Raw genomic sequence first — 14424 nt, 5'->3', positions numbered from 1 at the left:
GCTCCCCGACTCCCCCTCTCCCCGGCCCTCTCCCCTGAAGGGGAGAGGGAGAAGGAACGAAACATGCCTAAAGTTCTGATTTCCGACAAAATGGACCCCAAGGCCGCCCAGATCTTCCGCGAACGCGGGGTCGAGGTGGACGAAATCACCGGCAAGACGCCCGAAGAGCTGATCGCGATCATCGGCGACTATGACGGCCTTGCCATTCGCAGCTCGACCAAGGTCACCAAGGCGATCCTCGACGCCGCCAAGAACCTCAAGGTCGTCGGCCGCGCCGGCATCGGCGTCGATAATGTCGATATCCCCGCCGCGTCGGCCGCTGGTGTCGTCGTGATGAACACCCCGTTCGGCAACTCGATCACCACCGCCGAACACGCCATCGCGCTGATGTTCGCGCTCGCCCGCCAATTGCCCGAGGCGGATGCCTCGACCCAGGCCGGCAAGTGGGAAAAGAACCGCTTCATGGGGGTCGAGCTGACCGCCAAGACGCTGGGCCTGATCGGCGCCGGCAATATCGGCTCGATCGTCGCCGACCGCGCACAGGGCCTGAAGATGAAGGTCATCGCCTTCGATCCGTTCCTGTCGCCCGAACGCGCGATCGAGATCGGCGTCGAGAAGGTCGAGCTGGACCAGCTGCTGGCACGTGCCGACTTCATCACGCTGCACACCCCGCTTACCGACCAGACCCGCAACATCCTGTCGGCGGAGAACATCGCCAAGACGAAGAAGGGCGTGCGCATCATCAACTGCGCGCGCGGCGGGCTGATCGACGAGGCGGCGCTCAAGGCGGCGCTCGACAGCGGTCACGTCGCAGGTGCGGCGCTCGACGTGTTCGTGCAGGAACCGGCGAAGGAGTCGCCGTTGTTCAACACGCCGAACTTCATCTCGACCCCGCATCTGGGCGCATCGACCAGCGAGGCGCAGGTCAATGTCGCGATTCAGGTCGCCGAGCAGATGGCCGACTTCCTCGTGTCGGGCGGCGTTACCAACGCGCTGAACATGCCGTCGCTGTCGGCCGAGGAAGCGCCGCGGCTCAAGCCGTACATGGCGCTCGCCGAAAAGCTCGGCTCGCTGGTCGGGCAGCTGACCACCGGCGTGATCGCCCGCGTGTCGGTACATAGCGAAGGCGCCGCGGCCGAACTCAATCAGAAGCCGATCGTCGGCGCGGTGCTCGCCGGGTTCCTCCGCGTCCAGTCGGACACGGTCAACATGGTCAACGCGCCGTTCCTCGCCAAGGAACGCGGCATCGAGGTGCGCGAAGTGCGCAACGATCGCGAGGGCGATTACCACACGCTGGTCCGCGTGTCGCTCAAGACCGACGCCGGCGAACGCTCGGTCGCGGGCACGTTGTTCGGCAACGCGCAGCCGCGTCTGGTCGAACTGTTCGGCATCAAGGTCGAGGCCGATCTGGCCGGACACATGCTGTACGTCGTCAACGAAGACGCGCCGGGTTTCATCGGTCGCATCGGCACGACGCTGGGCGAGGCGGGCGTGAATATCGGCACCTTCCACCTCGGTCGCCGCGATGCCGGTGGCGAGGCGGTGGTGCTGCTGTCGGTCGACGAAGCGGTCACGCCCGAACTGGTGGCGAAGGTCCGTGCCCTGCCGGGCGTGAAGACGGTCATGCCGCTCAAATTCTGATCGGTTCATAAGGTTGGCGGACGGGCTGTCGGAGCGATCCGGCGGCCCGTCTGCGTATTACAAAGCTTCACCCCAGCGCAGGCTTGGGTCTCCCTCGGCTCCAGCGTGTCGTTCCGCCACGGTGAGACCCCAGCCTGCGCTGGGGTGACGGATGCGGCGGTTGGCAGTGGACAGGTTTCGTTCCGCATCGACTCACGCTAGGGGAACCCCATGAACGATACCGGCCTCCTGCCCGAAGGGTTTCACGACCGCCTGCCCCCCGCCGCCGATGGCCTGCGCCGTTTCGAAGGAGCGGTGCTGGGCGTCGCGCATGGCTATGGTTATGAACAGGTCGACCCGCCGCTCGCCGAGTTCGAGGCGGGGCTGGCCGGGCGGCTGAAGGGGACGGCGGCGACCGATGCGGTGCGCTTCGTCGATCCGGTCAGCCAGCGCACGCTGGCGATCCGCCCCGACATCACCGCACAGGTCGCGCGGATCGCGGCCACGCGCATGGGCCATCACCCGCGCCCGGTACGCCTGTCCTATGCCGGGCCGGTGCTGAAGCTGCGGGCTGGCGAACTCGCCCCGCGCCGGGGCTTGCGGCAGATGGGGGCCGAACTGATCGGCCGCGACAGCGTGGCGGCGGCGACCGAAATCGTGACGGTCGCGGTCGAGGCGTTGGCGGCGGCCGGGGTCACCGATATCTCGATCGACTTCACCTTGCCCGATCTGGTCGCGACGCTGGCCGGCGATCCGCCGGGGCCGCAGCATGATGCGTTGATCGCGGCGCTGGACGCGAAGGATGCCGGGCGCGTCGCGGCGATCGATCCGGCCTATCTGCCATTGGTCGAAGCGGCGGGACCGTTCGACGCTGCCCTTGCGCGCCTTCGGGCGACCGATCAGGCCGGGCGGCTGGCATCGCGGCTCGATGCGATCGAGGCGGTGGCGGCCACGCTTGCGGGCCGGGTGGCGGTGACCCTTGATCCGACCGAGCGGCACGGCTTCGAATATCAGAGCTGGTTGGGCTTTTCGCTGTTCGCGCAAGGGGTGCTGGGCGAAATCGGTCGCGGCGGCAGCTATACCGTGTGCCATGCCGATGGCCACGAAGAGCCGGCGGTCGGCTTCTCGCTCTACGCCGATGCGCTGCTCGATGCCGGTTTGGGTGCGAAGGACCGTCGGCGGCTGTTCCTGCCGCTTGGCACCGATCCGGCGGTGGCGGCGCGGCTCCGCGGCGAGGGCTGGGTAACGGTCGCGGCGCTCGATGCCGACGACACGCCTGCGGCGCAGCTCTGCACCCATGCATGGTCGGACGGCGCGATCACGCCGCGCCCATAAGAAAAGGGGCGGCACATCGGCCGCCCCTTTTTAATTATTCGGCAGCCTTGGGCTTGCGGCCACGGCGGCGCGGCGCGTCGCTGGCTTCGCCTTCGACGACGGCTTCACTCGCTTCGGCACTGCGCGCCTTGCGGCCCAGGCCGATGCGCTTGGCCATGTCGCGGCGGCTCTGCGAATAGGTTTCCGCGACCATTGGATAGTCCGGGCGCAGCCCGTAACGCTCGCGATAGGTCTCGGGTGTCAGGCCGTGGCCGGCAAGGTGACGGCGCAGCGTCTTGTACGGCTTGCCGTCGATCATCGAGATGATGTGGTCCTTCGACGCGAGCGACTTGCGCACCGACACCGCGGCGACATGCTCCTGCTGCGGCGCAGCCTCTTCCGGTTCGAGATTGCCCGATGCCAGACCGAGAACCGTCGCGTGCATGGTTTGCAGGAACGTCGGAACATCCTCTGCGGCGACACGGTTGTTGCCATTGTTCAACCAGGCGATGGTCAATTCGGTCGCCAGTTCGATCGCGTTCAGTTCGGATCCGTCTTCGGACATGGAGTTCTCCTTTTCTGATGCCGGCTTTGCGTCGCATCAATCTTCACGTCAATAGGTCCGATCTGGTTAGATGGCAGTTTTGAAACGTTTATGGGAAATATTTTACCCCTTTCAACAGTCCGGTGGCAATGGATCGTCGCGGATTGACTTGGGCAGGGCGAACAGGTCCGCGCCGTAACTGATTTGCGATAATTACGCGGTTTGGACCGGGAATGGGACAGTTTGAGTGCGGCAATGCTGCACCGCGAACGGCAGAAGGACGAAGAACGAATGGACGTGCCGGTGATCGAAACCAGTGATCCCGTGTGGTGCGATATCGCAGATCGGATACCGGTTCCGGCATGGATCGCCGACAGCAATGGTCGGCTCCTATGGACCAATCGTTCCTGGCAGGATGATAACGGTGCGGCATCGTCGGGTGATCTTTGGTTCTGTTCGCTCGCCGCGGAAACACAGGCGGCTGCGGTCGACGAATGGCGGGCGGGAACGGAGAGCGGCCGCCCCTTCGTCGTGCGGATCGGCGACCGCGACGCCGCAACCATCTTCTCCGTCGCACCGACGCGGCCCGATGCCGCCGGCAATCCCCGCTGGCTGGCGGTAGCGACCGGCGATGCCGCGCGACGCGAGGCCGAAAGCGCCCGCGCGGCCACCCGCGCCGAACTCGACACGCTGACCAACGCCATGCCGCAAATGGTGTGGGCGACGCGTCCCGATGGCCATCACGATTTCTACAATGCGCAATGGTATCGCTTCACCGGCGTGCCTGAGGGATCGACCGATGGCGAAGGGTGGAACGGCATGTTCCATCCCGATGATCAGGACCGGGCATGGGCTCGCTGGCGCCACAGCCTTGCGACCGGCGAGGATTATGAGATCGAATATCGACTGCGCCATCGCAGCGGTAAATATCGCTGGGTCTTGGGTCGGGCGCTGCCGGTGCGTGATGGCGACGGGCGGATCGTTCGCTGGATCGGTACCTGCACCGATATCGATTCGGCCAAGCGCGCCGCCGAGCAGAACGACATTCTCAGCCGTGAACTGAGCCACCGTATCAAGAACATCTTCGCGATCGTCACCGGACTGATCCGCATGTCCGCACGGCGGATGCCGGCGATGCGCGGCTTTGCCGACGAACTGGCCGCACGCGTCGCGGCGCTAGGCGCGGCGCACGACCTTGCCCGGCCGCACAGCGACATATCGCGCCCCTCGGTCGGTGAAGCGACGCTGCACAACGTGCTGCGCGACCTGTTGGCGCCCTATGCCGAGGAACAATGGCAGATCACCGGCGACGATGTGGCGATCGACGATCGCGGGGCGACCCCGGTAGCGTTGCTGTTCCACGAACTGGCGACCAATGCCGCCAAATATGGCGCGCTGTCGACGGCCGACGGACGGGTTTCGATCGATACGCGCTGTAGCGGCAACGCCCTGACGATCGACTGGCGCGAACTTGGCGGTCCGGCGATCCCCGGCGCGCCCGATACGGCAGGCTTCGGCACCCGACTGGCGACGCTCAGCATCGAACAGCAACTGGCCGGCACGATCATTCGCGACTGGCGACCCGAAGGGCTGGCGGTGCGGATCGAGGTCGCGTGCGACGCGCTGGTCCGCGAACCCCGGACCGACGCAGCCGGCTGATACGAAAAAGGGCGACCCGTCGGGGCCGCCCTCTCGTTCGTAGCGCTGAACGCCGCGATCAGTTGCCGAAGGTGCGCTGCCACCAGCCGCGTCGCGGCGTCGGGTTCTCGCCATCGGCGGCTGCGTCTTCGGCAGCGACCGGCTCCGCAGCGACCGGTTCGGGCGCTGCCGGTTCCGGTGCAGGCGCCGCTTCCACCGCTTCCACTTCCGCTTCGACGGCCTTGCGGCGCGGCGCGCGGCGCTTCTTCGGTGCGGGCGCTGCTTCGGCCTCGGCCGGTGCCGGTGCCGGTGCCTCCTCGGCGACGGCTGGCTCGGCATCGGCCTTGCGACGACGCGTCCGCTTCGGCTTGGGTGCCTCGGCAACCGGTTCGGCTTCGACGACCGGTGCCTCGACCGGTTCGGGAGTCACGATCGGCGCGGCGTCGCCCGCCTCGACGGTCACCGGTTCGGCCGGCGTGGCGTCGGCAGCGGCCTCGACCTTGGCACGCGCGCTCGGGCGACGACGCGTCCGCTTGGGTGCGGGCGTCGGTTCGGCCGCCACTACTTCCGCTTCGGTGACCGGCTCGGCAGAAACGGGTTCCTCCGTCACGGCCGGTTCGACGACGTCGTCCTCGGCCGGCAGCTCGGCGACGGTGCCGGCACCATCGGCGGCATCGAACGCGCCCTCGCTCCGGCGACCGCCGCGACGGCCACGACGACGACGCTTGCGCCGACCGCCCTCATCGGCGGTTTCGACAGTTTCCGCTTCGGGAGCGGCCTCGTCGTTCGCTTCGGCATCGCTCGCTTCGGCTTCGCCCGTATCGGCATCGGCCGGTTCGTCCGCGTCGATTTCGCCGTCGGCATCGTCGCCGGCATCGCCCTCGACTTCGCCTTCCTCCCGGTTGCGACCGCGACGACCGCGACGGCGGCGGCGGCGCTTGCCGCGACCTTCGCCCTCGTCATCGCCGCGCGGCGCACGCGCGACTTCCTCGACCGCTTCGTCCTCGACCTCTTCGTCGATCTCGTCCTCGATGTCGTCATAGGCATCGTCCTCGTCGTCGATGACGACCAGCGGCTCGATCTTCGGCGGATGCGCGGGCGGCGGGCCGGAGGCTTCGACCGCCATGCGCGCGCCCTCGATCTCGGCATCGGGCACGATCTCGACGGTCACGCCATAGCGATCCTCGACCTCGGCGATATCGGCGCGCTTCTTGTTGAGGACGTAGAACGCCGCTTCCTGGCTGGCGCGCAGCACGATCAGCGAGCCGCGACCGCGTGCGGCCTCGTCCTCGATCAGGCGCAGCGCCGACAGGCCGGCCGACGATGCGGTACGGACCAGCCCGGTGCCCTCGCAATGCGGGCACTGGCGGGTCGAAGCCTCCAGCACGCCGGTGCGCAGCCGCTGGCGGCTCATTTCCATCAGGCCGAAGGCGGAGATGCGGCCGACCTGGATGCGGGCGCGATCGTTCTTCAGCGCCTCCTTCATCGCCTTCTCGACCTTACGGACGTTCGATCCATGGTCCATGTCGATGAAGTCGATCACGACCAGACCCGCCATGTCGCGCAGCCGCAGCTGGCGCGCGATTTCCTGCGCCGCTTCGAGGTTGGTCGCGGTCGCGGTCTGTTCGATATTATGCTCGCGGGTCGAGCGCCCCGAGTTGATGTCGATCGACACCAGCGCCTCGGTCGGGTTGATGACCAGATAGCCGCCCGATTTCAGCTGCACGACCGGATTGTACATCGCGGCCAGCTGATCCTCGACATGCGCGCGCTGGAACAGCGGCACGGCGTCGGCATACTGCTTCACCCGCCGGGCATGGGCCGGCATCAGCAGCCGCATATAATCCTTGGCGTGGCGGAAGCCGTCCTCACCCTCGACGATCACCTCGTCGATATCCTTGTTGTAGATATCGCGGATCGCGCGCTTGATCAGGTCGCTGTCGCCATAGACCAACGCCGGCGCCGACGATGTCAGCGTCTGTTCGCGAATCCCGTCCCACAGGCGCGCCAGATAATCGAAGTCGCGCTTGATCTCCTGCCGGCTGCGCTGCAGCCCGGCGGTGCGAACGATGCAGCCCATCGACGCCGGCAGCGTCAGTTCGGCCATGATCGACTTCAACCGCTTGCGATCGGCGGCCGAGCTGATCTTGCGCGAGATCCCGCCGCCATGCGCGGTGTTGGGCATCAGCACGCAATAGCGGCCGGCAAGCGACAGATAGGTGGTCAGCGCCGCGCCCTTGTTGCCGCGCTCTTCCTTGACGACCTGCACCAGCAGCACCTGCCGACGGCGGATCACGTCCTGGATCTTGTAGCGGCGACGCAGGTTCAGCCGGCGCTGGCGCAGCGCTTCGACCGCGGCATCGTCGCCGCCATTCTTGCGCTTGCGCGGGGCGGGGGCGTCCTCGCCCTCTTCGTCGTCGTGATGCTCGTCTTCGTCCTCGTCACGCTCGACGACCTCGACACCGCCCTCGGCATCGTCGTCATGGTCATGATCGTCGTAATCGACATCGTCGTCATGGTCGCCGGCACGCAGCGCGGCTTCCTCGGCGGCGTGCGCGGCTTCCTCGGCCAGCAGCGCGTCGCGGTCTTCCTTCGGGATCTGGTAGTAATCCGGGTGGATTTCGCTGAAAGCGAGGAAGCCGTGGCGGTTGCCGCCGTAATCAACGAACGCCGCCTGCAACGACGGTTCGACCCGCGTCACCTTGGCGAGGTAGATATTGCCCTTGAGCTGCTTGCGCTCGGCCGATTCGAAATCGAATTCCTCGATCCGGTTACCCTTGACGACGGCGACCCGGGTTTCCTCCCGGTGGCGAGCGTCGATCAACATCCGCGTGGTCATGATAGTCTCTCCGGGCGCGCGGGACGGCTGTGCCAGTCGGCGCGCCTAAACGCGCGGCGGGGTCGGTGCCCGGTGCCTGCGCGCGATTGCTGGGATATGCGTCTGCTTGCACGGGCAGTCCGGAAACCTCCGGGCGGACAACCGTCGCCCCGACGCCGGCCGCGACAGCGGCACAGGCGGTACGGGACGGAACTTGCCACATGCGAACATCAACCTGAATAAATCCCGCAGGCGGTTGCGCGCGGGATGTCGCGTCGGCTCCGCCGGGACAGGCCCGGCACCGACGTGGGCATAGGCGTAGCATTCGTCACCGGGAACGGCAACAGCGCGGCCATGCTTCCTTATACGGTTAAATTGGCGGGCGTTTTAGGTTAAGTTAACCTTCACCATGATTATTAGGACCTGTTTGTCGCCGAAGCCGGTAGGACACGGGTTCGCGAAAAAGGGGGAAGAGGCGTTTCGTCATGGCTTTGCGCGGGACCAGCTTTCGGATCGGACGTCTGGGCGCACGGCACGCGGTCGCGCTGTCCCTGACGTTCGCGGCCGCTGCGTCGCCCGCCGCAGCCCAGCGAGTCGACGCGATCGCAGTAGATAGCGATCGGATCGTCATCCGCCTCGACACGCCGGCCCGTGCCGCCAGCAGCTTCGCCATGGCCGGCCCCGACCGCATCGTCATCGACCTCGACGGTATCCGTCCCGGCGGACGCGGCGATGCCGGCGGATCGGTCCGCGCGGTACGGCAGGGCGTGCGCGGCAACGATGGCAGCCGCATCGTGCTCGACCTTGCCGAATCCGCGATGGTTACCGGCGGCGGCTTTTCCGACGGGGGACGTCGTCTGACGCTCGACCTTCGCCCGGTAAGTGCGCAGCGTTTCGCGCGCGCGGCCGGGGGCGGACGGATGCGCTTCCTGCCCCAGCCGGTGGTCGGCGCGATCGTGCCGGCGTCTTCCTCCGCGGCGATGGTCGTCGACCGCCGTCAGCGCGCGACCGCCAGCGTCGCGGTGCCGGGGGGCCGCGCCCGGCGTGGCCTGCCATTGCCGAAGGTGGACGGCGATGCCGACCGGCCGCTGGTCGTGATCGATGCCGGTCATGGCGGGCATGATCCCGGCGCGATCTCGCCGCATGGCGGGCTGCGCGAGAAGGACCTGACGCTCAAGACCGCGCGCGCGATCCGCGACGCGTTGCTCGCCGGGGGCCGGGTCCGCGTCGCCATGACCCGCGACCGCGACCAGTTTCTGGTGCTGCAGGAACGCTATGCCATCGCCCGCCGGCTGGGGGCGAACCTGTTCATCTCGGTCCATTGCGACAGCGCCGACAATCCCGATGCCAGCGGTGCCAGCATCTATACCCTGTCCGAAGTCGCGTCCGACCGCGAAGCCGCGCGATTGGCGGCGCGCGAGAACAAGGCGGATATCCTTGCCGGGGTCGATCTCGGCCGGCAATCGGCCGATATCTCCTCGATCCTGATCGACCTGACGCAGCGCGAGACGATGAACGAATCGGCCGGCTTCGCCCGATTGCTCGGCCGCGAAGCGAAAGGCGTGATCCCGCTCAAATCCAACTATCACCGCATGGCGTCGCTGATGGTGCTCAAGGCGCCCGACCTGCCGTCGATCCTGTTCGAAACCGGCTATCTGTCGAACGAGGGTGACGCAAAGCGGCTCGATTCAGTCGAGGGCCGCAAGGCGATTGCGAAGAGCGTGACGCAGGCGGTGGAGATTCACTTCGCGCGGCGCATGGCGGCGCGGTGATTGCGCGCAGCGAACGAAACGCTATCCCCTCGCGTCGCCCCAGCGAAGGCTGGGGCCTCGTGCGGCTCTGGCCTCGCGTCACAACCGGGATACCCCAGCCTTCGCTGGGGTGACGCTGTCGCCGAAGCGGGTCGATCGTTCAGTCGTGCCCCGGCCCAAGGCTCGGGTCCAGATCGCGCGGCCGCACGAACGTGACCAGATGCCCGCACCCATCGCACGCGCTGGCCCAGTCGCCATCAAGTTCGAGCACCGCGACGCTGGCGGTCGGAAACTTCTCCTCGACCGCCCCACGCAGCGGATTGCTTTCGGCCGAGAGCAGCAGGACCAGGTCCTCCAGCCCCGGATTATGCCCGACCAGCAGCGCGCGATCGACCTCGGGCGGCAGCGCGCGAACGGTGTCGAGCAGCGTCCCCGCCGACGCCAGATACAGCGCACGGTTGCTCTGTTCGTCGGGCAAGGTGCCGTAACCGCGACGGAAATGGTCGAGCGTCTCGACGACGCGCACCGCCGGGCTGGCGACCAGATGATCGAACTTGCAGCCCAGTTGCCGCAGATGCGCACCCATCGCGGTCGCGGCGCGGGCGCCCTTCGCATTCAGCGGCCGGTCGAAATCGCGCGCGATGGCATCGTCCCAGCTCGACTTGGCGTGGCGCAGCAGCGTCAGCGTCTTCATGGCAAGGGCTCCATCGGCAGGGCATGCGCCCCATGCCCCACTTCTTTACCCAAGGAAAGAGCACGCGCGACCGCTTCGTCCAGCGTGCAGCGCACGACCGGTGTCCCATCGGGGAACGCGCCGAGCAGCCGCGACGGCATCGCCGCCGACAGCAGCACGAACAACCCGCGATCGTCGGCACGGCGGATCAGCCGCCCGAACGCCTGGGCGAGGCGCGCGCGCACCATCCGGTCGTCATAGGCGCTGCCACCCCCCGCCAGCCGGCGCGCGGCGTGCAGCACGCCGGGCTTCACCCACGGCACCCCCTCCATCACCACCATCCGCAGCGAATGGCCGGGGACATCGACACCGTCGCGCAGCGCATCGGTGCCGATCAGCGACGCGCGCGGGTCGTCGCGAAAGATATCGACCAGCGTGCCGGTATCGATTGGATCGACATGCTGCGCGTAGAGCGGCAATCCGTCGCGTGCCAGCCGGTCGGCGATGCGCGCATGGACGCCGCGCAACCGCCGGATCGCGGTGAACAGCCCCAGCGTCCCCCCCCCCGCCGCGACGATCAGCCGGCCATAGGCATTGGCCAGCGCGGGCAGGTCGCCGCGCTTCACGTCGGTGACGATCAGCACCTCGGCCTGTTGTGCATAGGCAAAGGGACTGGTCGCGGCGAAATGCGATGGCTGGCGCATCAGGTGCGGCGCCCCGACCCGCGCATCGGCCACGTCCCAGTCGCCGCCCGCGCGCAGCGTCGCCGACGTGACGAGCACGCCATGCGCAGGCTTCAGCACCGTTTCGGCGAACGGACGGCTGGGGTCGAGCCAGTGGCGATGCAGGCCCATGTCATATTCGCGCCCCTCGACGCGGTCGACGGCCAGCCAGTCGACGAAATCGGGATCGACCGGGCCGCCGACCCGCGCCAGCAGCCGCCCCCATGCCGCCACCGTCTCCGCCCGCCAGCCGAGCGAGGCGATCGCCCCCTCGATCCGCGCGCGCGCCGGACCGTCCATCCAGTCGGGCCCTTCGGTCAGCACCGCCTCCAGCCGCTTGCCCAGCGCAATGAGCGGACGCAGCAGCGCGTCGAGCGCCTGCGCCGCCGGTCCTGCCGCATCGACCAGTTCGGGCGGCGGCTCGGTCAGTTCGGTCTCCAGCCCATAGCCGGCCTCGCCATCCTTCGCCCGCGCGAACACCGCGCCGCGCACGCAGGCGAGCAGTTCCTCGACCGGACCGAACGCATTGCCCTCCTGCACCCGCGCCAGCCAGCCCTCGGCGGGCAACAGCCGTGCGGCATCGACCGCTGCCGCCACCGCCTCGGCGCCGGCTGAATCATAGCTGGCGACGTCGGACAGGCGCGCGGCCAGCCCCCGCCGCCGCCCGCGTCCGCCGCCCTCCGGCCCCAGCACCCAGCGGCGGATCTCGATCGCCTCCATGCCGGTCAGCGCGGCGGAGAACATCGCGTCGGCGGCATCGAACAGGTGATGGCCTTCGTCGAACACATAGCGGGTCGGGCGCGTGCCGGTCTCGCGCCCGCGCGCGGCGTTGACCATCACCAGTGCATGGTTGGCGATGACGATATCGGCCTGTGCCGACGCCCGCGCGGCGCGTTCGATGAAGCATTTCCGGTAATGCGGGCAGCCGGCATAGATGCACTCGCCGCGCCGGTCGGTCAGCGCGGTCGATCCGTTGCGCCGGAACAAGGTCGGCAGCCAGCCGGGCAGGTCGCCGCCGACCATGTCGCCATCGGCGCTATATGCCGCCCAGCGCGCGACCAGTTGCGCCAGCACTGCCGCCCGCCTCTGAAACCCGCCCTGTAATGCGTCTTCGAGGTTGAGGAGGCAGAGATAATTTTCGCGCCCCTTGCGGGTGACGACGCGCGCGCGGCGTTCGACGGGATCGGGAAAGACGCGCTCGCTTTCCTGCGCCAATTGGCGTTGCAGCGCCTTGGTAAAGGTCGACACCCACACCGCGCCATCGGCCTGCGTCGACCACAAAGATGCCGGCGCGAGATAGCCGAGCGTCTTGCCGATCCCCGTTCCCGCCTCCGCCAGCACCAGATTGGGCGTGTCGCGCGCCACGCGCGGGGCAAAGGCATCGGCGGCGGCGGCGGCAAAGGCGCGCTGGCCGGGGCGCGTCTCGGCCCCCTGGCCGGTCAGGGTCGTCAGCCGTTCGGCAACCGCGTCGGGAGCGAGCGTGACCGTCCGCGGGTGCCCCCGTGGCGGCGCTTCCTCCCACTCTGGTAGCTTCGCGAACAGCCAGCGTTCGGCGGTCGCCGGCTTGGGCAGCACCTGCCCCAGCGCCGGCGCCCACGGCCAGCGCAGCCGGAACAGCGATTGCGCGGCGGTCCACGCCCCCTCCTGTTCGGGCCATGGCGCCGACGCCGTCGCGATCAACGCCGCCGCCGCCGCGCGCAGCAGCGCCGCGACACCGGCCTCATCGACAGGCAGCGGCAAGCTCAGCGCCTGCGCGATGCCCTTGGGCGTCGGCACCGCGAAGCGCGCCGGATGGACGAAGGCGAAGAGTTCGAGCAGGTCGAGCCCCGACAATTCGGCATAGCCTAGCCGCTGCCCGATCAGCGGCGCGTTGAGGACGATGGTCGGCGTATCGGCGACGCACGCGATCGCCTCCCCCCGACTGACCTCGCGCGTGCCCATCGCATCGGCGATCCAGACACCCGAATGGCTGGCATGCAGGGCGGGATAGGGGAGCATTTGTGAGCCTTACCGCGCCCGGTGTCAGAACGGAAGTGGAACGCTAAAATCCTCCCCGGCACGGGGAGGATTCAGTCGCCGATCTTTTCCCGCTGCCGGTCGGCCCATTCCTTGCCTTCGTCGCCGCCCCACAATAGCCATGCGATATAGCCCGCCGACGGGTCTTCATCATCGCCCCAGCTATGGGCCTTGCCGTCCTTGTCGACGCCGTGCCGCGCGAAATAGCTGTGCATCGATTTGACGTCGGCATCGGACATCGGCCCGCCATCGACGATCTGCTTGGCGCGCTTCACCCCGGCCTCGGTCCCGCCGCGATCGAATTCCTCGCGCAGCTTCAGACCTTTTTCGGCATTCGCCGCCATCTTCTTCGTCGGCTTGTGTTCGTCGGCCATCGTCATCCTCCGTCAACGGCCCAACCGGTTCGTTCGCGGCCGGGTTCCGTCACCACAGCACGCCCTTCACGGGCTTGAGCGGTTCGGGCGCGGAATCGCCAATCGCCTGCAGCAGGTCGATCTCGATCGTACGGCACATCGCGGTCAGCGGCAGGTCGTGGACGTTGTTGGCGAACGGATCGGCCAGATCCTCGCCGATCTGCAGCACCGCGAGGAACATCAACCCGGCCAGCCCCGACCCCAGCGGCGTCGCGATGCCCAGCGTCTCGACCAGCCCGATCGGCAGCACGATGCAGAACAGCCGGGTGAACAACGACGGCAGGAACCGATATTGCACCGGCAGCGGCGTGTTCTTGATCCGCTCCATGCCGCCCTGCGCGTTGGCGATGTCGATCAGCACGCTTTCGAGGCTGGTCTGCTGGATGCTGTCGATCCACCCGCGCCGCTGCGCCTCGGCGATGCGCGCGCCGGTCCCGTCGAGCAGCCCGTTGGCGACGTTGGTCCGCCCCAGCGGTTCGCCCGCCTCGTCGCGGGACAGGAAGCGGTGGACCTCGTCCTTCGAATCCTGACGTCGCAACTGACAGCGCAGCGCATGGACATAGGCGATGTGCCGCAACACGATCGACCGCTTCAGGTCGCGCTTCTGCCCCTCATTCTCCGGCCCGATGAACGCAATCGCGCCACGCGCCAGGTTGCGCGAGGCATTGATCATCAATCCCCATAGTGATCGCCCCTCCCACCAGCGCGCATAGGCGGAATTGACCCGGAAGCCGAGGAACAGCGCCAACGCCGAGCCGAAGATCGTCAGCGGCAGCGACGGCGCCTTGAACGGCAGCACGAAATAGACGCCGGTGACGATCACGTCCCAGATGAACAGTGCCAGCGCGGGCTTCCATACTTCGGAGACGATGCGGGACAGGCGGGGTGCGTCGGATACGATCATCGCAACAGGCT

10 protein-coding genes are annotated in these 14424 nt (G+C 67.8%); 4 read left to right on the top strand and 6 right to left on the bottom strand.

Annotated features, from left to right (window positions below):
* The first annotated feature begins 63 nt into the window (after positions 1–63).
* Together serA and ACZ1JS_RS14855 are read left to right on the top strand one after the other, a co-directional pair.
* The gene (serA, locus tag ACZ1JS_RS14860; RefSeq protein WP_465166743.1) at positions 64–1641 is read left to right on the top strand and encodes a phosphoglycerate dehydrogenase; all 1578 of its coding nucleotides are present in this window, start codon (positions 64–66) and stop codon (positions 1639–1641) included.
* Positions 1642–1851: 210 nt separating this feature from the next.
* Positions 1852–2955: an ATP phosphoribosyltransferase regulatory subunit gene (locus tag ACZ1JS_RS14855; RefSeq protein ID WP_465166742.1), complete on the top strand. Its 1104-nt coding sequence runs from the start codon at positions 1852–1854 to the stop codon at positions 2953–2955.
* A 34-nt stretch (positions 2956–2989) separates the two neighbouring features.
* Here the strand turns inward: ACZ1JS_RS14855 and ACZ1JS_RS14850 are convergent, their stop codons facing one another.
* Positions 2990–3499: a Ros/MucR family transcriptional regulator gene (locus tag ACZ1JS_RS14850; protein ID WP_465166741.1), complete on the bottom strand. Its 510-nt coding sequence runs from the start codon at positions 3497–3499 to the stop codon at positions 2990–2992.
* A 234-nt stretch (positions 3500–3733) separates the two neighbouring features.
* Here ACZ1JS_RS14850 and ACZ1JS_RS14845 point away from each other — a divergent pair, with 234 nt between their 5' ends.
* Positions 3734–5137: a PAS domain-containing protein gene (locus ACZ1JS_RS14845; protein WP_465166740.1), complete on the top strand. Its 1404-nt coding sequence runs from the start codon at positions 3734–3736 to the stop codon at positions 5135–5137.
* A gap of 58 nt (positions 5138–5195) precedes the next feature.
* Here the strand turns inward: ACZ1JS_RS14845 and ACZ1JS_RS14840 are convergent, their stop codons facing one another.
* Positions 5196–7955, bottom strand: coding sequence for an Rne/Rng family ribonuclease (locus ACZ1JS_RS14840; RefSeq protein WP_465166739.1), 2760 nt, complete (start codon positions 7953–7955; stop codon positions 5196–5198).
* A gap of 464 nt (positions 7956–8419) precedes the next feature.
* Here ACZ1JS_RS14840 and ACZ1JS_RS14835 point away from each other — a divergent pair, with 464 nt between their 5' ends.
* Positions 8420–9706 carry an N-acetylmuramoyl-L-alanine amidase gene (locus ACZ1JS_RS14835; protein WP_465166738.1) on the top strand — a complete coding sequence of 429 codons (1287 nt, stop codon included), beginning with the start codon at positions 8420–8422 and terminating at the stop codon, positions 9704–9706.
* A 139-nt stretch (positions 9707–9845) separates the two neighbouring features.
* Here the strand turns inward: ACZ1JS_RS14835 and ACZ1JS_RS14830 are convergent, their stop codons facing one another.
* From ACZ1JS_RS14830 to ACZ1JS_RS14815, 4 genes are all read right to left on the bottom strand, one after another.
* Complete coding sequence (locus ACZ1JS_RS14830) at positions 9846–10379, bottom strand: SixA phosphatase family protein (RefSeq protein WP_465166737.1); 534 nt, start codon at positions 10377–10379, stop codon at positions 9846–9848.
* Positions 10376–13078, bottom strand: a complete 2703-nt coding sequence (locus ACZ1JS_RS14825; RefSeq protein ID WP_465166736.1) for an ATP-dependent DNA helicase — start codon at positions 13076–13078, stop codon at positions 10376–10378. Before ACZ1JS_RS14825 ends, ACZ1JS_RS14830 begins: the two co-directional genes overlap by 4 nt.
* Positions 13079–13149: 71 nt before the next feature.
* On the bottom strand, positions 13150–13470 hold the full coding sequence (locus ACZ1JS_RS14820; RefSeq protein WP_465166735.1) for a hypothetical protein: 321 nt from the start codon (positions 13468–13470) through the stop codon (positions 13150–13152).
* Between the two features lie 49 nt (positions 13471–13519).
* On the bottom strand, positions 13520–14413 hold the full coding sequence (locus ACZ1JS_RS14815; protein WP_465166734.1) for a bestrophin family protein: 894 nt from the start codon (positions 14411–14413) through the stop codon (positions 13520–13522).
* Positions 14414–14424: the final 11 nt, after the last annotated feature.

It is taken from the genome of Sphingomonas sp. BL-S-05, assembly GCF_055521695.1.
This window is presented reverse-complemented; position numbering and strand designations above follow the sequence as displayed.

What these genes read in the sequence shown, in the direction of transcription:
- serA (WP_465166743.1), top strand. Translation starts at nt 64, where the DNA reads ATGCCTAAAGTTCTGATTTCCGACAAAATGGACCCCAAGGCCGCCCAG.
- ACZ1JS_RS14855 (WP_465166742.1), top strand. Translation starts at nt 1,852, where the DNA reads ATGAACGATACCGGCCTCCTGCCCGAAGGGTTTCACGACCGCCTGCCC.
- ACZ1JS_RS14850 (WP_465166741.1), bottom strand. Translation starts at nt 3,499, where the DNA reads ATGTCCGAAGACGGATCCGAACTGAACGCGATCGAACTGGCGACCGAA.
- ACZ1JS_RS14845 (WP_465166740.1), top strand. Translation starts at nt 3,734, where the DNA reads ATGCTGCACCGCGAACGGCAGAAGGACGAAGAACGAATGGACGTGCCG.
- ACZ1JS_RS14840 (WP_465166739.1), bottom strand. Translation starts at nt 7,955, where the DNA reads ATGACCACGCGGATGTTGATCGACGCTCGCCACCGGGAGGAAACCCGG.
- ACZ1JS_RS14835 (WP_465166738.1), top strand. Translation starts at nt 8,420, where the DNA reads ATGGCTTTGCGCGGGACCAGCTTTCGGATCGGACGTCTGGGCGCACGG.
- ACZ1JS_RS14830 (WP_465166737.1), bottom strand. Translation starts at nt 10,379, where the DNA reads ATGAAGACGCTGACGCTGCTGCGCCACGCCAAGTCGAGCTGGGACGAT.
- ACZ1JS_RS14825 (WP_465166736.1), bottom strand. Translation starts at nt 13,078, where the DNA reads ATGCTCCCCTATCCCGCCCTGCATGCCAGCCATTCGGGTGTCTGGATC.
- ACZ1JS_RS14820 (WP_465166735.1), bottom strand. Translation starts at nt 13,470, where the DNA reads ATGGCCGACGAACACAAGCCGACGAAGAAGATGGCGGCGAATGCCGAA.
- ACZ1JS_RS14815 (WP_465166734.1), bottom strand. Translation starts at nt 14,413, where the DNA reads ATGATCGTATCCGACGCACCCCGCCTGTCCCGCATCGTCTCCGAAGTA.